The organism is Streptomyces abyssomicinicus, assembly GCF_008974245.1.
Lineage (GTDB): Bacteria > Actinomycetota > Actinomycetes > Streptomycetales > Streptomycetaceae > Streptomyces > Streptomyces abyssomicinicus.
On the sequence record NZ_BBZI01000008.1, the window covers coordinates 563,067 to 583,681 of the forward strand.

15 protein-coding genes are annotated in these 20,615 nt (G+C 72.8%); 8 read left to right on the top strand and 7 right to left on the bottom strand.

The features are described 5' to 3' along the window. Nucleotides 1-255: 255 nt before the first annotated feature. The gene (gene ppdK / locus GBN72_RS19460) at nt 256-3,006 is read right to left on the bottom strand and encodes a pyruvate, phosphate dikinase (RefSeq protein WP_439959782.1); all 2,751 of its coding nucleotides are present in this window, start codon (nt 3,004-3,006) and stop codon (nt 256-258) included. A gap of 980 nt (nt 3,007-3,986) precedes the next feature. Here ppdK and GBN72_RS19465 point away from each other — a divergent pair. Continuing rightward, a complete protein-coding gene (locus GBN72_RS19465; protein WP_151773329.1) occupies nt 3,987-5,366 on the top strand; it encodes an MGH1-like glycoside hydrolase domain-containing protein in 1,380 nt (459 codons plus the stop codon). Between the two features lie 229 nt (nt 5,367-5,595). Further along, complete coding sequence (locus GBN72_RS19470; protein ID WP_151773112.1) at nt 5,596-6,834, top strand: glycoside hydrolase family 6 protein; 1,239 nt, start codon at nt 5,596-5,598, stop codon at nt 6,832-6,834. Between the two features lie 115 nt (nt 6,835-6,949). On the opposite strand, the gene dusB is transcribed toward GBN72_RS19470, so the two are convergent. Further along, nucleotides 6,950-8,089: a tRNA dihydrouridine synthase DusB gene (gene dusB / locus GBN72_RS19475; RefSeq protein ID WP_151773113.1), complete on the bottom strand. Its 1,140-nt coding sequence runs from the start codon at nt 8,087-8,089 to the stop codon at nt 6,950-6,952. 184 nt (nt 8,090-8,273) lie between these two features. On the opposite strand from dusB, the gene GBN72_RS19480 reads away from it, so the two are divergent. Further along, nucleotides 8,274-9,659 (top strand): MFS transporter, encoded by a 1,386-nt coding sequence (locus GBN72_RS19480; protein WP_151773330.1) that lies wholly within the window; start codon nt 8,274-8,276, stop codon nt 9,657-9,659. Between the two features lie 163 nt (nt 9,660-9,822). Here the strand turns inward: GBN72_RS19480 and GBN72_RS19485 are convergent, their stop codons facing one another. Both GBN72_RS19485 and GBN72_RS19490 read right to left on the bottom strand, forming a co-directional pair. After that, on the bottom strand, nt 9,823-10,491 hold the full coding sequence (locus tag GBN72_RS19485; RefSeq protein ID WP_151773114.1) for a class I SAM-dependent methyltransferase: 669 nt from the start codon (nt 10,489-10,491) through the stop codon (nt 9,823-9,825). Further along, nucleotides 10,491-11,711 carry an XdhC family protein gene (locus tag GBN72_RS19490; protein ID WP_151773115.1) on the bottom strand — a complete coding sequence of 407 codons (1,221 nt, stop codon included), beginning with the start codon at nt 11,709-11,711 and terminating at the stop codon, nt 10,491-10,493. The genes GBN72_RS19485 and GBN72_RS19490 overlap by 1 nt, the downstream gene beginning before the upstream one ends. Before the next feature lie 158 nt (nt 11,712-11,869). Here GBN72_RS19490 and GBN72_RS19495 point away from each other — a divergent pair, with 158 nt between their 5' ends. The 5 genes from GBN72_RS19495 (at nt 11,870) to GBN72_RS19515 (ending at nt 17,753) form a co-directional block, all read left to right on the top strand. Beyond that, nucleotides 11,870-12,691 (top strand): FAD binding domain-containing protein, encoded by an 822-nt coding sequence (locus GBN72_RS19495; protein WP_151773116.1) that lies wholly within the window; start codon nt 11,870-11,872, stop codon nt 12,689-12,691. After that, nucleotides 12,688-13,188 (top strand): (2Fe-2S)-binding protein, encoded by a 501-nt coding sequence (locus GBN72_RS19500; protein WP_151773117.1) that lies wholly within the window; start codon nt 12,688-12,690, stop codon nt 13,186-13,188. The genes GBN72_RS19495 and GBN72_RS19500 overlap by 4 nt, the downstream gene beginning before the upstream one ends. Further along, nucleotides 13,185-15,482 carry a xanthine dehydrogenase family protein molybdopterin-binding subunit gene (locus GBN72_RS19505; protein WP_151773118.1) on the top strand — a complete coding sequence of 766 codons (2,298 nt, stop codon included), beginning with the start codon at nt 13,185-13,187 and terminating at the stop codon, nt 15,480-15,482. Before GBN72_RS19500 ends, GBN72_RS19505 begins: the two co-directional genes overlap by 4 nt. 238 nt (nt 15,483-15,720) lie before the next feature. After that, nucleotides 15,721-17,091 (top strand): MFS transporter, encoded by a 1,371-nt coding sequence (locus tag GBN72_RS19510; protein ID WP_151773119.1) that lies wholly within the window; start codon nt 15,721-15,723, stop codon nt 17,089-17,091. 137 nt (nt 17,092-17,228) lie between these two features. Continuing rightward, a complete protein-coding gene (locus GBN72_RS19515; RefSeq protein WP_151773120.1) occupies nt 17,229-17,753 on the top strand; it encodes a MarR family winged helix-turn-helix transcriptional regulator in 525 nt (174 codons plus the stop codon). A gap of 579 nt (nt 17,754-18,332) precedes the next feature. Here the strand turns inward: GBN72_RS19515 and GBN72_RS19520 are convergent. Genes GBN72_RS19520 through GBN72_RS19530 form a run of 3 tightly spaced genes read right to left on the bottom strand, consistent with a single transcriptional unit; the run spans nt 18,333 to nt 20,606 of the window. Beyond that, the gene (locus GBN72_RS19520; RefSeq protein ID WP_151773121.1) at nt 18,333-19,388 is read right to left on the bottom strand and encodes a Rieske 2Fe-2S domain-containing protein; all 1,056 of its coding nucleotides are present in this window, start codon (nt 19,386-19,388) and stop codon (nt 18,333-18,335) included. A gap of 8 nt (nt 19,389-19,396) precedes the next feature. Then, nucleotides 19,397-19,612, bottom strand: coding sequence for a recombinase-like helix-turn-helix domain-containing protein (locus GBN72_RS19525; RefSeq protein ID WP_151773122.1), 216 nt, complete (start codon nt 19,610-19,612; stop codon nt 19,397-19,399). Nucleotides 19,613-19,637: 25 nt separating this feature from the next. Next, nucleotides 19,638-20,606, bottom strand: a complete 969-nt coding sequence (locus tag GBN72_RS19530) for a PDR/VanB family oxidoreductase (protein WP_151773123.1) — start codon at nt 20,604-20,606, stop codon at nt 19,638-19,640. Between the last annotated feature and the right edge of the window lie 9 nt (nt 20,607-20,615).

Here is a 20,615-nt window from a genome sequence, read left to right on the forward strand (position 1 = left end):
TTGCGGGGCGGGCCCTGCCAGGGGCGGCCCGTGCCGGGCGGGGCGGGCCCCTGTCAGGGCGGCGGGCCACCCCGCCCCGCGGACGAACAGGGAGGCGGCACCCCCGCACATGGGGTGCCGCCTCCGTCGTGCCCGGGGCCGTGGTGGGCCGGCCGGACGAGGGTCACGGAACGTGACCGGCTCCGGCCCCGGAGCGGACCGGTCCGGCGGGGCCAGGCACTGCCCCGCCGGACCGGAAGCCGAACGACCGCCGCGTCAGCGGAAGTCGCTGCCCTCGGACTCCGTCGCCGCCCGGCCCGCCTCGAGCCGCGCCACCGGGATGCGGAACGGCGAGCAGGAGACGTAGTCGAGACCGACCTCGTGGAAGAAGTGGACGGAGTCCGGGTCGCCGCCGTGCTCACCGCAGACGCCGAGCTTGATGCCGGGCCGGGTGGCCCGCCCGCGCTCCACGCCCATGCGCACCAGCTCGCCCACGCCGTCCCGGTCGATCGTCTCGAACGGGCTGACGCCGAAGATGCCCTTCTCCAGGTACTGGGAGAAGAAGGAGGCCTCGACGTCGTCGCGGCTGAAGCCCCAGGTGGTCTGGGTCAGGTCATTGGTGCCGAAGGAGAAGAACTCCGCGGCCTCGGCGATCTGACCGGCGGTCACCGCGGCGCGCGGCAGCTCGATCATGGTGCCGATGGCGATGTCGAGCGTGGCGCCGGAGGTCTCCTGGACCTCGCGGATGACCTGCTCGGCCTCCTCGCGGACGATCTCCAGCTCCTGGACGGTGCCCACCAGCGGGATCATGATCTCCGCGTGCGGGTCGCCGCCGGCCGCCTTGCGCCGGGCCGCCGCCTCGGCGATGGCGCGGACCTGCATGGTGAACAGGCCGGGGATGACCAGGCCGAGGCGCACGCCGCGCAGGCCGAGCATCGGGTTCTGCTCGTGCAGGCGCTGCACGCAGTGCAGCAGGCGCTGCGACTCGGAGACGTCCTCGCCCCTGGCCTCGGCGACGGCGACCTTCACCGACAGCTCGGTGAGGTCGGGCAGGAACTCGTGCAGCGGCGGGTCGATCAGGCGGACGGTGACCGGGAGGCCGTCCATCGCCTCGAAGAGCTCGACGAAGTCGCCCTTCTGCAGCGGCAGGAGCTGCGCGAGGGCCTCCTCCTGCTCCTCCTTGTTCTCGGCGAGGATCAGCCGCTCGACCAGCTCGCGGCGGTCACCGAGGAACATGTGCTCGGTGCGGCACAGGCCGATGCCCTGGGCGCCGAAGCGGCGGGCGCGGGCGGCGTCCTCGGCGTTGTCGGCGTTGGCGCGGACCTTGAGGCGGCGCTCGCCGTCGGCGAAGGCCATGACCCGGTGGACGGCCTTGACCAGCTCGTCGGCGTCCTCGGCGGCCGGGTCGGCCTTGCCCTCGAAGTACTCGACGACCGGCGACGGTACGACGGGCACCTCGCCGAGGTAGACCTTGCCGGTGGAGCCGTCGATGGAGATCACGTCGCCCTCGGCGACCACGCCGCCGCCGGGCACGGCCATCGTGCGCGCCTTGACGTCGACCTCGAGCTCCTCGGCGCCGCAGACGCAGGTCTTGCCCATGCCGCGGGCGACCACGGCGGCGTGCGAGGTCTTGCCGCCGCGGGAGGTCAGGATGCCCTCGGCGGCGATCATGCCGTCGAGGTCGTCGGGGTTGGTCTCACGGCGGACCAGGATGACCTTCTCGCCGCGGGCGGCCCACTCGACGGCGGCCTTCGAGGAGAAGACGGCCCTGCCGACGGCCGCGCCCGGGGAGGCGGCGATGCCCTTGCCGGCCTGCTCCACCTTCGCGTCGGCGTCGAAGCGGGGGAACATCAGCTGGGCGAGCTGCGCGCCGGTGACCCGCTGGAGGGCCTCGGCCTCGTCGATCAGGCCCTGGTCGACGAGCTGGGTGGCGATGCGGAAGGCGGCGCCGGCGGTGCGCTTGCCGACGCGGGTCTGCAGCATCCAGAGCGTGCCGCGCTCAACGGTGAACTCGATGTCGCAGAGATCCCGGTAGTGGTTCTCCAGCGTCTCCATGATCTCCATGAGCTGGTCGTACGACGTCTTGTCGATCGACTCGAGCTCGGCGAGCGGCACGGTGTTGCGGATGCCGGCGACGACGTCCTCGCCCTGCGCGTTCTGCAGGTAGTCGCCGTACACGCCCTGGTGGCCGGAGGCGGGGTCCCGGGTGAAGGCGACACCGGTGCCGGAGTCGTCGCCGAGGTTGCCGAAGACCATGGAGCAGACGTTGACCGCGGTGCCGAGGTCGCCGGGGATGCGCTCCTGACGGCGGTAGAGCTTGGCGCGGTCGGTGTTCCAGGAGTCGAAGACCGCCTTGACGGCGAGGTCCATCTGCTCGCGCGGGTCCTGCGGGAAGTCGCGTCCGGCCTCGGCCGTGACGATCTCCTTGAAGCGGGCGACGAGCTTCCTCAGGTCGGCCGCGTCCAGGTCGGTGTCGACGCGGACGCCCTTGGCCTCCTTGGCCTCCTCGAGGGCCTCCTCGAAGAGGTCGCCCTCCACGCCGAGGACCGTCTTGCCGAACATCTGGATGAGGCGGCGGTAGGAGTCCCAGGCGAACCGCTCGTTTCCGGCCTGCTGGGCGAGGCCCTCGACGGAGGCGTCGGAGAGGCCGATGTTGAGGACCGTGTCCATCATGCCCGGCATGGAGAACTTGGCGCCGGAGCGGACCGAGACCAGGAGAGGGTTGTCGGCCTGGCCGAGCTTCTTGCCCATCCGGCGCTCCAGCGCGTCGAGGTGCGCACTCACCTCGTCACGCAGTGCCACCGGCTCCCGGCCGCTCTCCAGGTAGACCTTGCAGGCCTCCGTGGTGATGGTGAACCCGGGAGGCACCGGAAGACCCAGGTTGGTCATTTCCGCGAGGTTCGCGCCCTTGCCACCGAGGAGGTCCTTGAGGTCCTTGTTCCCCTCGGTGAAGTCGTACACGAACTTCACCTTCTCAACGCTTCCACCCGCCTGGTGGACCTCGCTGCGGTCTTTGTTTACCAACACGGTTCTCGACTCCTCGAGGACGCGATGACTGCCCTGACGGCGAGGAACATACCCAGATCCAGGGCTTATGGGTACGTGCGCCTTCGAAGTCGTCGGCCGTGGAGGGGGTCCGACCGATGATCACCAAGTCAAGACTTGGCAAGCTTTGGACGCATGATGTGTTCACTACTTGAACGCACCCCGCCAGGAAGAGCGGGGTAGCTGCTCAGATGAGCAGGGTTATAGCTCGTCTGAATTTGACCGATGAACGATCATCCGATGGCACCGAGTGCCACGGCTTGATGAAGTGCAGTCATCGTCAAATTGCTCATCTGAGCGGTTCGCCTATCAGGGGTGGCGAGAATCACGCCCCGAGGAGGTGCCGGATGTCACCATGCGGACGCCCGGCGCACCTCCTGCCCGGCCTGCACACTTGGAGAACCCTTCACTCTCCGCCCTCCCGTACTCGGCGGCCCCGCACGCCGGTCCGGACGGGGTCGAGGCGGAGAATTCCGGCCAGATCTCGGACGATCTTGCACGCTCACCCCGGCGGTCGTGAGGGCGCCGTCACCCCGCGCAGTGCGCCGCGTCTCACAGCGGGCCCGCACCGGACGCGTCGCCGCAGGTCAGCCCCTTCGGCGAGGCCGGCGACGGGCGTGGTGCCGCCGCGGATGGAGACGCGGACCCTTGTCTTTTGCGAAATGCCGATTACATGATGGTTTCGCGTGCTTAATAGACGTACCTCCCGGCAGACCTGACGGCATGTGTGGTCCCCGTCACGTCTGCCCTTCGATTTCATCTCGTTGGAGAGAAGCCCGGTGGACACCCCTGCAGCCCGTGCCGACGTCGGTCACACCCGGCGGACGGAGCCCACGGAACCCCCCGCGGAGCCTGCGGATCCCGTCCACCTACCGCCCTCGGCCACCCCGGACCCCGCGGCGGCCGAGGCGACCGGGACCGCCGGGGCCCTCGCGGCCGCCGAGACCCTCACGGGCGCGGCCCTGCCCTTCGACCCGTCCTCGCTCGCCGGCTCCCTGGGCGCCCGGGCCCGCCTGGTGCTGGAGGACAACTGGCAGGGATCCTCGACGGTGCCCTCGCGCTCCCTCTACCCGCACCAGTGGTCGTGGGACTCGGCGTTCGTCGCGATCGGCCTGCGCCACCTCTCCCCGCTGCGCGCGCAGACCGAGCTGCGGACGCTCTTCTCCGCCCAGTGGGACGACGGCCGGATCCCGCACATCGTCTTCAACCCCGCGGTGCCGCACGACGCCTACTTCCCCAGCCCTGACTTCTGGCGTTCCACCACGGCCGGCCGGCCCTCCGGCGCGCCGACGGTGCTCCAGACCTCGGGCATCGTCCAGCCTCCGGTGCACGCGCTGGCCGTGTGGCTGACGCACCGCGCGGATCCGGGTCTGTCCCGGACCAACGGCTTCCTGCGCCGCGCCTACCCGAAGCTGGTGTCCTGGCACAACTACCTGCTGCGCCACCGTGACCTGGGCGGCGGCGGCCTGGTCAGCGTGGTCCACCCCTGGGAGCAGGGGATGGACAACAGCCCCTGCTGGGACCCGCCGCTCTCCCGGGTGGCGCCGGCCCCGGCGGGCACCTTCACCCGTGCGGACCTGGCGCACGGCGCTCCCGAGGAGCGGCCCACGGACCTGGACTACGGCCGCTACGTGAAGCTGGCCATGGACTACCGGGACCGCGGGTACGTCGACGGCCTCGGCGGGTTCGCCGTGGAGGACCCGGCGTTCAACGCGCTGCTGATCGCCTCCGAGCACGCCCTGGGCCTGATCGAGACGGAACTCGGCATCCGTTCCACCGCGCGTCACGCCCGCGCCGCCCGGCTCACCCGCGCCCTGGTCGACCGGCTGTGGGACAAGCGGCACGGCGTCTTCCTGTGCCGCGACGTCCTCACCGGCGAGCTGATCGAGGAGCACGGGGTGGCGGGCCTGATCCCCCTGATCCTGCCCACGCTGGACGAGGAGACGGCCGGCGCGCTGGTCGACACGCTCCGCGGCCCCCGGTTCGGCCTCGGCGTCTCCACCCGGCTCGTGCCCAGCTACGACCTGACCGGCGCCTGTTTCGACCCGCACCGGTACTGGCGCGGCCCGGCCTGGTTCAACGTCGGCTGGCTGATGGAGCGCGGGCTGCGGCTGCACGGCCACGACGAACTCGCCGCCGGGCTGCGCGCGTCCCTGGTCGAGGCGGCGGGGTCCTCCGACTTCGCCGAGTACGTCGACCCGTACACCGGCGAGGCGTGCGGCGCCCGGGAGTTCTCCTGGACGGCCGCGCTCACACTGGACCTCCTGCACCGCTCGGAGGAGGCGTTCCACGACGTCGCGCGCGCCATCCGCGGTGCGGCGGCCGGCGCCGCACCGCGCTGACGGCGCCGCACCGCCCCATGCGTGCGGGGGAGTTCACGAGATTTCGTGAACTCCCCCTCACGCATGGGGCGTTCATCCCGTTCCGGAAGCCGGGGAACCGGAACCGTCCGCACTCTTGACGTACCCGCCGACGCCTGGCTTGGATGGCGTGCGCACGCCACTGGGAGCGCTCCCAGTTTCTCCCTCGCACCTCTCACCCCGTCCCCCACACGATTGCGAGAGTCCGACCGTGCGTTCCACTCCGAAGGCCAGACGCCTTCTCGCCGCGGCGGCCGCGGCCGCCGCCCTCGCCGGCCTGTGCGTCACCCCGGCGTCCGCGCAGACCGCGCCCGCGGCGTCCACCGGTACGCGCGCCCCGGCCGCCGCCGGGTCCACCGGGCACACGCTGACCCCGGGTACCAAGTTCTACATAGAAGGCGACAGCAAGGCCTTCGCGCAGGCCCTCACCGACCGCAGGGCGGGGGACACGGCCAACGCGAAGCTGATGGACGCGATGGCCTCGTACCCGGTCGCGCAGTGGTTCACCGGCTCCACCACGCTCCAGCAGACGACCGACGCGATGGGCCTGCTCCAGGCCAAGGCCGCGCCGCAGCAGCGGGTGCCGGTCACCGTGGCCTACAACGTGCCGGGCCGCGACTGCTCGCAGTACTCCGCGGGCGGCGCGTCCAACAGCGCGGAGTACGCCGCCTGGGTCGACGCCCTGGCCAAGGGCATCGGCGACCGCAGGACCGTGGTCCTGCTCGAGCCCGACGGGCTCGCCCTCTCCCCCACGTTCTGCGGCGGGACCGCCGAGCAGCAGACCACCCGGCTCGAGGAGATCAACGACGCGGTGGACCGGCTGGGCCGGCAGCCCGGCACAGCCGTCTACCTGGACGCCGGTCACAGCTCCTGGCACGCCGTCGGCGAGATCGCCCAGCTGCTCATCGACGGAGGGGTGGCCCGGGCGCAGGGCTTCTTCCTCAACGTCTCGAACTACCGCACCGACAGCGAGCTGATCCGCTACGGCACCCAGATCTCGAAGTGCGTCTGGTACCTCCAGAACACCGAGGGCGCCGCGCCGGGCGACTGCGCCAACCAGTGGTGGCCGGCCGCCGACGCGGACAGCTGGTACGCCTCACACGTGCCCGCCGACGCGCAGCTGACCCACTTCGTGATCGACACCAGCCGCAACGGCAAGGGCCCGTGGACGCCGACCGTGTCGTACCCGGACGCCCAGGACTGGTGCAACCCGCCCGGCCGCGGCCTCGGTGTGCGCCCGACCAGCCAGACCGGCGTCCCGCTGCTCGACGCCTACCTGTGGGTCAAGGTCCCCGGCGAGTCCGACGGCAGCTGCACCCGCGGCACCGCGGGCCCCGAGGACCCCGAGTACGGCGTCGTCGACCCGGCCGCCGGCGCCTGGTGGGCCGACCAGGCGCACGGCCTGGCGGCCAGGGCCGTCCCGGCGCTGACCTTCAACACGAACTGGTAGACCGCACGCGCCGCACGCACCGCACGCGCCGCGCACGCACCACGCGCCGCGCACCACGCGCCACGCGCACGCCACGACGGCCGCGCCCCGCCCCGGGGCGCGGCCGTCGCCGTCGTCAGCCGCCGGAGGTCTCCAGCTCCGCGTCGGCGGTGACGCCCGCGCAGTCGTAAGGGTCGTCGAGCCAGCCGTCCGGGAGGGCGACCCGGTTGTTGCCCGAGGTGCGGCCGCGCGGGCCGTCGGCGCCGGTGGGCCAGGGCTGGTCGAGGTCCAGCTCGTCCAGCCCGGCGCGCAGGTCCGCCAGGGTCGAGGTCACGGCGAGGCGCTTGCGCATCTCGGAGCCGACCGCGAAGCCCTTGAGGTACCAGGCGACGTGCTTGCGGAAGTCGATGACGCCGCGCGCCTCGTCGCCGATCCACTCGCCGAGCAGGGTGGCGTGCCGGACCATCGCGTCGGCGACCTCGCCCAGGGTGGGGGCGACCCGTTCCCCGCGGCCCTCGAAGGCGGCGACCAGGTCGGCGAAGAGCCACGGGCGGCCCAGGCAGCCGCGGCCGACGACGACGCCGTCGCAGCCGGTCTCGCGGACCATCCGCAGGGCGTCCTCGGCGCACCAGATGTCGCCGTTGCCCAGCACCGGGATCTCCGGCACATGCTCCTTGAGCCGCGCGATCGCCTCCCAGTCCGCGGTGCCGCCGTAGTGCTGGGCGGTGGTCCGGCCGTGCAGCGCGATGGCGGTGACGCCTTCCTCGACGGCGATCCGGCCGGCGTCGAGGTAGGTGAGGTGGTCGTCGTCGATGCCCTTGCGCATCTTCATGGTGACCGGCAGCGCGCCCGCCTCGCGGACGGCCTCACGCAGGATGGAGCGCAGCAGGTTCCGCTTGTACGGCAGCGCGGAGCCGCCGCCCTTGCGGGTGACCTTGGGCACCGGGCAGCCGAAGTTGAGGTCGATGTGGTCGGCGAGGTCCTCGTCGACGATCATGCGGACCGCCTTGCCGACGGTGACCGGGTCCACGCCGTACAGCTGGATCGACCGCGGCTTCTCGCTCGCGTCGAAGTGGATCAGCTGCATGGTCTTCTCGTTGCGTTCGACCAGCGCCCGGGTGGTGATCATCTCGCTGACGAACAGGCCCTTGCCGCCGCTGAACTCCCGGCACAGGGTCCGGAAGGGCGCGTTGGTGATACCGGCCATGGGCGCGAGCACCACCGGCGGCTGGACGGTGTGCGGGCCGATCTGCAGAGGCGTGACGGGCGTGGGCATTGCCCCATTGTCCCTCACCGCGGGAGTGGGGTGGGCGGGCCCGGTCGGGGTGCCGCCTCGGGGTTGCGGGTCGCCGCCCGAGGGATCCTTTAGTTAGGCACACTATTGGCAATAGCATGCACCCGTGAACGCCGCCTCCGAGCTCAGCCCACGCCGCAAGTTCCTCGTCCTCGCCATCTGCTGCATGAGCCTGCTGCTGGTCAGCCTGGACATCACGGTCCTCAACGTGGCGCTGCCCGCGATGGGCCGGGAGCTGGGCGGCGGCGTCTCCGGGATGCAGTGGGCCCTCGACGCGTACACGCTCGTTCTCGCGGCGCTGCTGATGGTCGCCGGCTCCACCGCCGACCGTCTGGGCCGCAGACGGGTCTTCATGACCGGCCTGGTCGTCTTCTCCCTGGGCTCCCTGCTGTGCTCGCTGGCGCCGAGCCAGGAAGCGCTGGTCGCGTTCCGTGTGGTGCAGGCGGTCGGCGGGTCGATGCTCAACCCGGTGGCCATGTCGATCATCACCAACACCTTCACCGAGCCCGCCGAGCGCGCCCGCGCCATCGGTGTCTGGGGCGCGGTGGTGGGGCTGTCGATGGCCTCCGGACCGCTGGTGGGAGGGCTCCTGGTGGGCTCGGTCGGCTGGCGCGCGGTCTTCTGGATCAACCTCCCGGTCGGCCTGGCCGCCCTGCTGCTCACCCTCCGCTTCGTCCCCGAGTCCCGGGCACCGCGGGCCCGCCGCTTCGACCCCGTGGGGCAGCTGCTGGTGGCCGTCCTCTTCGGCTCGCTGACCTACGCGATCATCGAGGCCCCGCACGCGCCTGCCGCTCGGGTCGTTCCGGTCGCCTGCGTCGCGGCGGCCGCCCTGATCGGCCTGCTGTGGCACGAGCCCCGGCGCGCGGAACCGCTGATCGACCTGCGCTTCTTCCGGTCCGCGCCGTTCAGCGGGGCCACCGTGATCGCGGTCTGCGCGTTCTCCGCGCTGAGCGGCTTCCTGTTCCTCTCCACGCTCCACCTCCAGGAGGTCCGGGGCCTCGACCCCCTGCACGCGGGGCTGTGGATGCTGCCCATGGCGGTGCCGACCTTCGTCCTCGCCCCGCTCGCCGGCCGCATCGTCGCCGACCGGGGACCGCGGGTCCCGCTGCTGGTCGCGGGGACCGCGATGGCCGCGGCGGGGATCGTGTTCGCCGGCTTCCCGGGGGCGGGCGACGCCGCCCTGGTGACCGGCTACGCGCTCTTCGGCGTGGGCTTCGGCATGGTGAACGCGCCGATCACCAACACCGCCGTCTCCGGCATGCCCCGCGCCCAGGCCGGGGTGGCGGCGGCGGTGGCCTCCACCAGCCGGCAGCTCGGGGCGACCCTGGGCGTCGCGGTGACCGGCGCCGTCCTGGCACACGGCCTGGGCCCCTCCTCGCAGGCGCAGACCCAGGCGCAGGCCACGGCCATGGCCTCCCGGCCCGCCTGGTGGATCGTCGCCGGCTGCGGACTGGCCGTCCTGGCCGTGGGCGCCCTCACCACCGGCCGCCGCGCCGAGGCCACCGCCGCCCGCACGGCCGACCTGCTGGACCACGACAAGGTCGCAGCCTGACCCGTGCGGGGCCGCGGCCCGCGGGCACGACTCCCCCGTGTTCCCGGTCGGACGAGGGCGCCTTCGGCAACGACCAAACCCGGGCCCGGGGCGCCGCCGGACCCGGCTGGGCCGTCGGCGACGCAGCACGTGCGGCGACGCGGCACCTGCACGCCCCGTTCGCTCAGGCCGGGCGCTCGGCCATGACGACCAGGCCCGGCCCGCTGAACTCGTCCGCCGGGAGCCGCAGTTCGGCGACGGGACGCAGTCCGGCCCGCTCGATGAGGCCCACGAACCGTTCCGGCCGCCATTGGTGCGTCGTCCAGCGGACGGGCACACCTCCGTAGGCCTCCGTGCGCACCGCGTCCTGGTCGCCGACGTGCGTCCCGGCGATGAGGTGTCCGCCCGGCTTCAGGGCCCGGGCGAACAGGGCGAGGACCTGAGGAAGGACGCCGCGCGGGAGGTTGAACAGCGACCACCATCCGAGGACGCCGCCGAGGGACGCCTCTTCGAGGGCGAGGTCGGTGGCGGAGGCGACCTCGAAGCGGCAGTGCGGATACAGACGGCGCGCGTTCTCGATCATGCGGGGCGAGAGATCGACCCCCGACACGTCGAGTCCTCGTTCGGCGAGGTAGGCGGTCACCGTTCCGGGCCCGCAGCCGACGTCCAGGACGGGCCCGAGGCCGCCCACGGTGTCGGCGAAGGCGTCGATCGACGCCTTGAGCCAGGGATGACGACGGATGTCGCCCATTCCCGTCGTCGCCACCATCTCGGCGTAGTTGTCGGCCACCCGGTCGTAGGACTCACGGACCACGTCGAGATCGGCCGGTCGGTCGATTTGGTGTGCACCCATCAGCCCACGATAGAGGGAAGGCGGTGGATGGGGCCCTCCACCGCGGAGAGCGGGAGGGCGGTGCCGCCGCGGCGGGCGCGGACGATCTCCGCGGCGATGGACACCGCCGTCTCCTCGGGGGTGACGGCGCCCAGGTCGAGGCCGATCGGCGAGGCCAGTCGGCGCATTCCGGCCTCGTCCACGCCCGCCTCCCGCAGCCGTGCGGCGCGCTCGGCGTGGGTGCGGCGGCTGCCCATCACGCCGATGTACGCGGCGGGGGTCCGGACCGCCTCGACCAGCAGCGGGACATCGAACCGGGGGTCGTGGGTGAGCACGCAGATCACCGTCCGCGCGTCCACCTCGGTGGCCGCCAGGTACTCCGAGGGCCAGGCCCGCACCACCTCGTCGGCCATCGGGAAGCGTTCCGGCGTGGCGAAGACCGGGCGGGCGTCGCAGACCGTGACCCGGTAGCCGAGGAAGGCGCCCATCCGCGCGGTGGCCGCCGCGTGGTCGATCGCGCCGAACACCAGCATCCTCGGCGGGGGCGTGAAGCTCTGGGTGAAGACGGTCACCTCCTCGCGCCGCCGCTCGCCGAGCGCCCCGTACCGCCGCAGGGCGTCGCCGCCCTGGGCGAGGAGCGCCCGCGCGTCCTGCGCCACCGCCCGGGCCAGCTCGGGGGCGCCGCGCCACGCGCCGTCGCCGCCGTGGTGGGTCACGGCCCCGTCCGGCCACGCCGCCAGCTGCGCGCCGACCACGGCCGGGCCGCCTCGCCGCGCTGCGCCGTCACCGCCCTCGCCCGCGAAGGCCGCCGCGTCGACCACCGTCGCCGCGTCCAGCACCGTCGCCGTGTCCACCACCGTCGCCAGGGCAACCGCCTCGCCGCGGTCCGCCGCCTCCAGCACGTCCAGCAGCGCGGCGCGCTCGGTCCCGCCCCGGTAGGCGCGGACCAGCACCCGCAGCGTGCCACCGCAGGTCAGGCCCACCGCGAAGGCGTCCTCGTCCCCCACCCCGAACTCGTGGACCTGCGGGTGCCCGTCCTCCAGCACCGCAAGGCAGGCCTCGTACACCGCGCCCTCCACGCAGCCGCCCGACAGACTTCCGGCGACCGTCCGGTCCTCGCCGACGGCCATGGCCGCCCCGGGCCGCCGCGGCGCGCTGCCGCGGGCCTCCACCAGCAGGGCCACCGCGAAGTCGGTCCCGGCCTCGTGCCAGCGGCGCAGCGGGGTCAGCAGGTCGGTCATGAGAGCGTTTTAACACTTAAAGACTTTCGAAGACACCCCTTGTGGCCTCGCCCGCGAGGGTGTTAGACATCTTCGCATTCGAATGTTCAGGCATTAGATAACTCTCTGTATGCGGTGCTGCACCCACCGGTCGCCGCGTCGCTGGAGGTCCCTGCCCCATGCTCCTGCTCCCCTCAGGTCTGGTCGCGCCCAGCCAGCGCACCATCGCCCCCTTCGCCCTGCACCGCCCCGGCTCGGTCGCCGAGGCGGTGACGGCGGGCGCCCTGCCCGGCGCGGTCTACGCGCAGGGCTGCAGCGACCTGTTCGCGCAGTTCCGCGAGGGTCTGCGCTGCGAAAGCCTGGTCGCCCTGGACCGCGTCGACGGCCTCACCGAGGTGGCCGCGCGCGACGGCGCCCTGCTGATCGGTTCCGGCGTCGCCCACCACGACGGCGCGCACCACGCCCAGGTCCGCGCCGCGCTGCCGTCCTTCGCCGCCGCCTGGGGCCGGATCGCCAACCACCGGATCCGGCAGCGCGCCACCATCGGCGGCAACCTGATGGCCCGGCGCACCCGCTACGAGATGTCGGTCATGCTCCAGGCCCTCGGCGCCCGCCTGCTGTTCCACACCCCCGAGGGACCCCTGGAGCTGGACGCGGCGGCCCTGTGGGACCGGCCGGAGCCGCACGGCGCCCTGCTGACCTCGGTCGTGGTGCCGGACACCGGGGGCGTGTGGTTCGGCTACGAGCGGTCGATGCGCCCGCTGGCCACCGCCGCCGTGGCGGTGCGCGGCGACGAGGTGACGCTGACCGTGGGCTCGGAGTACACCCGCCCGCACACCGTCCGCCTGGCGCTGGGCGAGGACCCGGCGCGGGCCGCCGCCGCGCTGCCGGACACCGTGGGCGACGCCGCGGCGAGCGCCGAGTACCGCCGCCACCTCGCCGGGGTGCTGCTGCGCCGGCTGCTGGACGCCCGTACCGACGAACTGAAGGAGGCCATGTGAGCGCCGACCGGGCCGCCGCCCACCGGATCACCGTCGATGTCGAGGTCGACGGCCGCCGCCGCCGCGAGGAGGTCCCCGCGAACACGGTGCTGCTGGACCTGCTGCGCGACCGGATGGGCAACACCGGGGTCAAGGCCTCCTGCGAGCGGGGCGTCTGCGGGGCGTGCACCACGCTGATCGACGGCGTGCCCACGGCCTCCTGCAGCGTCTTCGCCTTCAGCGTGGACGGCTGCTCGGTGGAGACCGTCGCCGGGCAGGCCGAGGCGGGCGAGCCGGGGCCCGTACAGCGGGCGTTCGCCGAGTGCGGCGGCTTCCAGTGCGGTTACTGCACGCCCGGCATGGTGATGCTGACGACCGCGCTGCTGCGCGAGCATCCCGAGCCCACCGAGGAACAGGTCCGCGAGTGGATCTCCTCCAACATCTGCCGGTGCACCGGCTACCGGATGATCATCGACTCGGTCCACCGGGCCGCCGAGCTGATACGGGAGGAAGCGTGACCGCCAGGCCCAGCGCCTTCGGCTCCACCGCGCCCCGCAAGGACGCGAAGCTCAAGGTCACCGGCGCCGCCCGGTACACCGCCGACGTCACCCTGCCCGGCATGCTCCACGCGAAGGTGCTGCGCAGCCCGCACGCCCACGCGCGGCTGGTGACCGTGGACGCCCGCCGGGCGCGCGAGGTGCCCGGGGTGCACGCGGTGCTCACCCGGGACGACCTGGGCGGGCTCGACGCCGTCTTCGGGTACTTCATCAAGGACCAGCCGATCGTCGCCACCGACCGGGTGCGCCACGTCGGCGACCCGGTCGCGGCGGTGGCCGCGGAGAGCGAGGCGGCGGCGCTGGAGGCGCTGGCGCTGATCGACGTCGAGTACGAGGTGCTGGACGCCGTCCCGGACGTCGACGCGGCCCTGGCCGAGGGCGCCGCGGAGCTGTTCCCCGGCGACAAGCCGCGCGGCGTCGTGCCCCCGTACGGCGCCGGCGCCTCCGCCGAGCTGTGGCCGCGGCCCAACGTCTGCTACGAGTTCCGCTACGAGACCGGGTCCGAGGACGTCTGGGAGCGCTGCGACCACGTCTTCGAGGACACCTTCGTCTTCTCCCGGATGAACCACTTCCACCTGGAGCCCTTCGTCACCGTCGCCGACGCGCGCGGCGACCGGATCGAGGTGTGGTCCTCCACCCAGAACCCGTTCCCGCTGCGCAAGGAGATCGCCCGGGTGTTCCGGGTGGAGGAGTCCTCGGTGCGGGTCAACGTGCCGTTCGTGGGGGGCGGTTTCGGCGCCAAGCACAACTGCAAGACCGAGCCGGTGGCGATCCTGCTGTCGAAGCTGACCGGGCGGCCGGTGCGCCACTGCCTGACCACCGAGGAGGGCTTCCTCACCCTCAGCCAGCACGCCGCGGTGCTGCGGGTGCGCACCGGCCTGCTGGCCGACGGCACGTTCCTCGCCCGGGAGAGCGAGGTGCTGCTCGACGCGGGTGCCTACACCGACGGCAGCCCGCTGGTCGCCGAGAAGGCCGGCTACCGCATACCCGGCCCCTACCGCTGGGAGCACGTCCGCTCCTCCTGTGCCTGCGTGATGACGTCGACGACGCCGGCCGGGCCGTTCCGCGGCTTCGGCGCGACCCAGGCGACCTGGGCGAGCGAGAGCCAGATCGACATGATCGCCCGGCGGCTCGGCATGGACCCCTACGACCTGCGGGTGAAGAACCTCAGGGCACTGGGCGAGCCGTTCATGCCGGGCGAGAGCGGCATCGACAGCGACCTGGTCGAGGGACTGGACCTGGTCGCCGCCGAACTCGGCTACCACGGACGCGGATCCGCGCCGAACCGCGGCATGGGACTGGCCATCGGCTTCAAGGACGGCGGCGGCGTCAACAAGCCCGCGCAGGCCCGGGTCAAGGTCAACGCCACCGGGCAGGTCTTCGTCTCCACCGGCGCGGTGGAGATCGGCCAGGGCATCTCCACGGCGCTCTGCCTGGTCGCCGCCGAGGTGCTCGGAGTGCCGCCGGAGCGGGTCTCTTACGCGCCGGTCTCCACCGACACCTCGCCCTTCGACCAGGGCACCAACGCCTCCTCCGGCATGACGGTCATGGGCCGCGCGGTGCAGCTCGCCGCCGAGCAGGCCCGCGACCGCGTCCTGGAGTTCGCCGCCGGGCACCTGGGCTGCGAGCCGGCCGACCTCGAACTCGCCGACTGGGGCGTGCGGCTGAAGGAGACGGTCCACCCGCTCCCGCCCATGGTCGCCGCCGTCTTCGGCGGCACCGGCTACGAGTTCAGCGGCGACGGCTTCTTCAAGGCGCCCAACTCCCACGAGGCCCCGCTGGAGGCGCCGTGCGTCTTCTGGGAGATCGGCTGGGCGGGCGCCGAGGTGGAGGTCGATCCGGAGACCGGCGCGGTGACGGTGCTGAAGCTGGTCGCCAGCGGTGACGTGGGGCGGGCGGCGAACAAGCTGGTGGTGCGCGGCCAGGAGGAGGGCGCCGCGCTGATGGGCTACGGGCAGGCGCTGTTCGAGGAGATGCGGTACGAGGACGGCGTCCTGGTCAACGGGGAGGCGCTCGACTACCGGGTGCCGATGGCCGAGGACCTGCCCGCCTCGTTCGTCTCCGTCTCCCAGGAACAGGGCCACGGGCCGGGCCCGTTCGGCTCCAAGGGGGCCGGCGAGGGCACGATGGTGCCGATCGCCGCCGCGATAGCGAACGCCGTGCAGGACGCCACCGGAGCCCGGGTCACCACCCTGCCGCTGACCCCGGAGCGGGTCTTCCGCGCGCTGCGGGAGGCCACCTCTCCGGCCGTCTGACCCGCCGCCCACCTGGGCCGCGCTTCCTGGAGACCGCCCCCGTCCCGGACCCGTCACCGGGCCGGGGGCGGCTCCGGGCTGCCCGCGCGACGGCGGTCGGGCGGCTCCCGGAAGCGGCTTCGGCGCGTTGCGATTTCCTTCGAGTTAATTCAGGCCCAAATCATTGACCCCTTAGATAACCGGTTCTAGGGTCGCCGCATCCCTGCAGAAACTCCCGCTTGTTCGCGGAAGGATTCCCATGACGACCGTGGCCACGAAAGAAGCGGTGGGCTCCGGCTCCATCGCCGCGAGACTCGAACGGCTGCCGCACTCGCGCTGGCACGTCAAGGTCCGCTTCCTGATCGGTGCCGTCACCTTCTTCGAGGCGTTCGACCAGCTGCTCGCCGCCTCCGCCCTGCCCGTCCTGACCGAGCACTGGAACCTGAGCACCGCCCAGGCCACCTTCGCGGTCACGGCCGCCTCCGTGGGCATGCTGCTGGGCGCGTTCGGCGCGGGCTGGCTCGGCGACCGGATCGGCCGGGTGCGCACGGTCGCCCTGGGCGTGCTGGTCACCGGTCTCGCCAGCATCGCGGTGGCGGCGTCCGCCAACATCGAGATGTTCGCGCTGTTCCGCTTCGTCCAGGGCATCGGCATCGGCGGCGTGGTGCCGATCGCGGCCACCTACATCAACGAGATCGCCCGCTCGGACAGCCGCGGCAAGCTGGTCCTGCTCTACGAGCTGATCTTCCCGGCCGGCCTCTCCGCGGCCTCCCTGACCGCCGTCTGGGTCGTGCCCAACCTCGGCTGGCAGGCGATGTTCCTGATCGGCGGCCTGCCGGTGCTGCTCGCCCTGGTGCTGGTCCGCAAGGTGCCGGAGTCGCCGCGCTGGCTGGCCTCCCAGGGGCGCCTGGAGGAGGCCGAGCGGGTCATCTCCAGGATCGAGGAGGAGATCACCGCCTCGACCCGCGAGCCGCTGCCCGAGCCCTCCCTGGAGATCCCGGCCGAGGAGTCCCGGGGCCGCCTGCGGGAGATCTTCCAGGGCCGCTACCTGCGCCGCACCGCCGTCCTGTCGACGATGTGGTTCGTCGCCTACTACGTCAACCACGGCATCTCCACCTGGCTGCCGTCGCTGTACACCAAGCAGTTCGGCCTGGACCTCACCACGGCGCTGGTCTACTCGCTGATCAGCAACGCCACGGGCCTGATCGGCACGCTGATCGCCGCCCTGGTGGTCGACCGCATCGGCCGCAAGCCGCTGCTGCTCGCCGCGCTGATCGGCACCACGGCCGCGCTGGCCGCGCTCGCGGTGGCCGGCGCCACCTCCAGCGGCCAGGTCGCGCTGTTCGCCTCCTGCACCACCTTCTTCATCTTCGTGATCAACGCCTCGCTGTACCTGTACTCGCCGGAGCTGTACCCGACGCGCAACCGCGCCAAGGGCGCGGCGTTCGGCGGCGTCTGGAACCGCCTGGGCGTGATCCTCGGCCCCATCACGGTCGGCGCGATCCTCGCCTCCGGGGCGGATCTGAGTGTGATCTTCATCCAGCTCGCGGTCGTCGCCGCGGTGGGCGCGATCGTCGCCTGCTTCGCGGTGGAGACCAAGGGCAGGACCCTGGAGGAGCTCAACTCCTGATGCGGCCCAGGGCCGCGCCGAAGGGCCGGACGTCCCGTTCCACGGGACGTCCGGCCCTTCGTGCACCCCGGGCGTACCCTGCGAGTCCGTTAAGGGAGTAGTTTTTCACCGGTGAGAAATACGGGGAGGAGACAGCTGTGACCGGCAGGGTTCAGGGCACGGGTGCGGACGCCGTGTCGCGCGTCATCGAGGAGTGGCACCGCGAGCGGCCGGATCTCGACCCGTCGCCCATCGAGGTGCTGGGGCGGCTGCACCGCTCGTTCCTGCTGTACCAGACGCAGACCAGCAGGCCGGTCGCCGCGGCGGGGCTGTCCCTGGCCGGTTTCGACGTCCTCGCCGCCCTGCGGCGCTCCGGCGAGCCCTACCGTCTGACCGCCGGTGAGCTGGCCGCCGCCAGCCTGGTCTCCTCGGCCGGCGTCACGCTCCGTCTGGACCGGCTGGAGGGCGAGGGCCTGCTCGTCCGCGAACGCGACGCCAAGGACCGCCGCGTCGTCCACTGCCGCCTCACCCCGGCGGGCCTGCACCTGATCGACCGCCTCTTCGCCGAGCACCTCGACAACGAGCGGCGCATGCTCGCGGCCCTCAAGCCCAAGGAGCGCACCCAGCTGGCGTCCCTCCTGGAGAAGCTGGAACGGTCCCTGTCGGACGCCCAGGAGCAGTGAGCGGCGCGCCCGCGGCGTAACGCGTGGCCGTAGGGCCCGGCGTACACATGGCCGTGCGGCCCGGCACCGCCGGCGCGCTCATGGCCCGAGGGCCCGGCCTCGGCAGCGCAGTCGGCCGTAGAACTCGGCGTACACATGGCCGTGCGGCCCGGCACCGGCGGCGCGCTCATGGCCCGAGGGCCCGGCCTCGGCAGCGCAGTCGGCCGTAGAACTCGGCGTACACATGGCTGTGCGGCCCGGCGCAGGCAGCGCGCTCATGCCCCCAGGTTCCGGCGTGGGCAGCGCAGTCCGACCGTAGGGCCCGGCGAACACATGGCCGTGCGCCCCCGGCGCAGGCAGCGCGCTCATGCCCCAAGGCCCGGCACCGGCGGCGTGCTCGAGGCCCCAGGCCCGGCACCGGCAGTGCCGTTCGGCCCCAGGGCCCCGCACCGGCAGTGCCGTTCGGCCCCAGCGCCCGGCGTAGGCGGCGCGGTCCGGCCGTAGGGCCTGGCGCCGGTGTCACCGGTGCTCCGGAGACCGAACGGCCCCCGAGGCCGCGCGGGCGGCTTCGGGGGCTCGGTGCGGCTCGCACGCGGACGGTCAGCCCGTCGTGAGGGCCTGGGCCTGGCGGGTGGCGTCGCTGCGGTAGAGGCGGCGGATGCGGACCACGCCGAGGTCGTGCTGGTAGAGGTTCTCGCCCACGTCGCCGTCGGCCGGCATGCCCTCCAGCATGACGCGGTCCTGCTCCAGCACCTCGTGGTGGCGCTCCTCCAGCGTCATCCGGTACAGGAAGCGCCAGGAGTCGCGCTCCCAGCCCTGGACCTTGCGGGTGCGCCAGTGGAAGACCGCGCACTCGGTGTCGGTGACCGGCACGACCATGCCGACGATGCCGAAGGCGCCGCCCGGCCCGGCGTAGGGCTGGTAGGGGATCTCCAGGTCGACCCAGTCGACGCCGGTGCGGCCGAACTCGACCCAGTCGAAGTTCACGCCCACCTGGTCGGTCTTCTCGAAGAAGAAGCCGCGCCCGGTCTCCCGGATGCGGAAGCGGGCCGACTTGGCGCCGCCCGCCATGGAGTGGGAGTGGCCGTGCAGGAAGGCCCCGTGCATGGGGTCGAGCACGTTGTCGATGTAGAAGCGCCAGGGGGCGCCCCACTCGGCGTAGTTGAGGAAGTGTGCGGTGTCCGGGTCGCCCAGCCGGTCGGGCAGGACCAGCTCCGGCGGCTCGGGGTGCTGCTCGTCGCCCCAGTAGGCGAAGATCGCGCCGCAGTGCTCCTGCACCGGCAGCGAGCGCACCAGCTGCTTCCCCTCCAGGTTGCAGCCGGGCAGGCCGGGCACCGAGACGACGGTGCCGGTGCCGTCGACCTGGACGCCGTGGTAGAGGCAGGCGACCCGGTCGCCGAGGTGCTGGCCGAGGGAGAGCGGGGCGCTACGGTGCGGGCAGCGGTCGGCGATCATGTGCAGCTCGCCGGAGGGGCGGCGGAACAGCAGCCAGGGCTCGTTCCAGCGCGTCACGCGCTTCATGGAGCCGGCCGCGACCTGGTCGGAGGGCAGGACCGGGTACCACTGGTTGCGCAGACCGGTCGCGTGGATCCGCTCGGCCAGCTCCTCGACGGCGGGGTTCGCGCCCGTCGTGGTCGTCGTCACGGGGGTCGTCATGGTCGTCGTCACGCTCCCAGTCGCTTCATCTCGGCCCGGAACGACTCCTCGGTCCAGGCGTTGCCGTCCGGCGGGTACACGCTGCTGCGGTTGAGGCCCGCGACGACGTCGGCGAGGTCGTGGCCGTGCCGGGCGTAGACCTCTTCGAGGGCGCCGGCGAGCTTGCGCTCGTAGTCGGTGGGTTCGTGGGTGCGGGTCTGGTGCACCACCACGTAACGGCTCATGTTCTTCTCCGGTGAGGAAGGGGCGTCAGAGGTCGAGGACCAGGCGGGCGGAGGCGCAGCGCGAGACGCAGATCATCATCGAGGCGCCCGCGGCCTGTTCGTCGGAACTGAGCAGCATGTCCCGGTGGTCGGGCGTGCCGTCGAGGACGCGGGTCTCGCAGGTGCCGCAGATGCCGTCGCGGCAGGAGGTCTCCACGGCGACGCCGGCGTTCTCCAGGGCGTCGACGATGGACTCCTCGGGCCCGACGGTGACGGTGGCGCCGGAGCGGGCGCACTCGACCTCGAAGGTCTTCTCGCCGCCCTCCGGCGCGGGCGCCTTCACCGCGGCGAACCGCTCGACGCGCAGCCTGTCGCGCAGGCCGCGCTCCTCGCAGGCCGCCTCGATCGCGGCGAGCAGCGGCTCGGGGCCGCAGCAGTACACGAGGGCGTCCGGGTCGGCCTCGGCCTCGGCGAGGATGGCGGGCAGGTCGAGGTGGCCCTTCTCGTCCTGCGGGTGGACGACCACCGGGCCGCCCAGCGCGAGGAGTTCGGCCCCGAAGGCCATGGAGGAACGCGTCCGGCCGCCGTGCCACAGCTTCCAGCTCCGGCCGCGCGCGGTGGCCTCGCGGGCCTGGGCGAGGATCGGGGTGATGCCGATGCCTCCGGCCACGAAGAGGTAGGACGGGGCGTCGTCCAGCGCGAAGTGGTTGCGCGGGCCCTTGACGGTGACCGTCTGTCCGGGGCGCAGCTTGGTGTGCACGTGGGAAGAACCGCCGCGCGACGAGGGCTCCTTCAGCACACCGATCCGGTAGCGGCCGGTGTCGGCGGGGTCGCCGCACAGGCTGTACTGGCGGATCAGGCCGCCGAGGTGGACGTCGATGTGCGCGCCGGGGGTCCAGGCCGGCAGGGGCTTGCCCTCCGGGTGGACCAGGTCGACCGACAGGACATCGTCGGCCTCCCAGGTGGTCCGGTGCACGAGAAGGTCGATCCGCGTCTCCTGCGTCGTGTCGCTCACGGCCGTCCT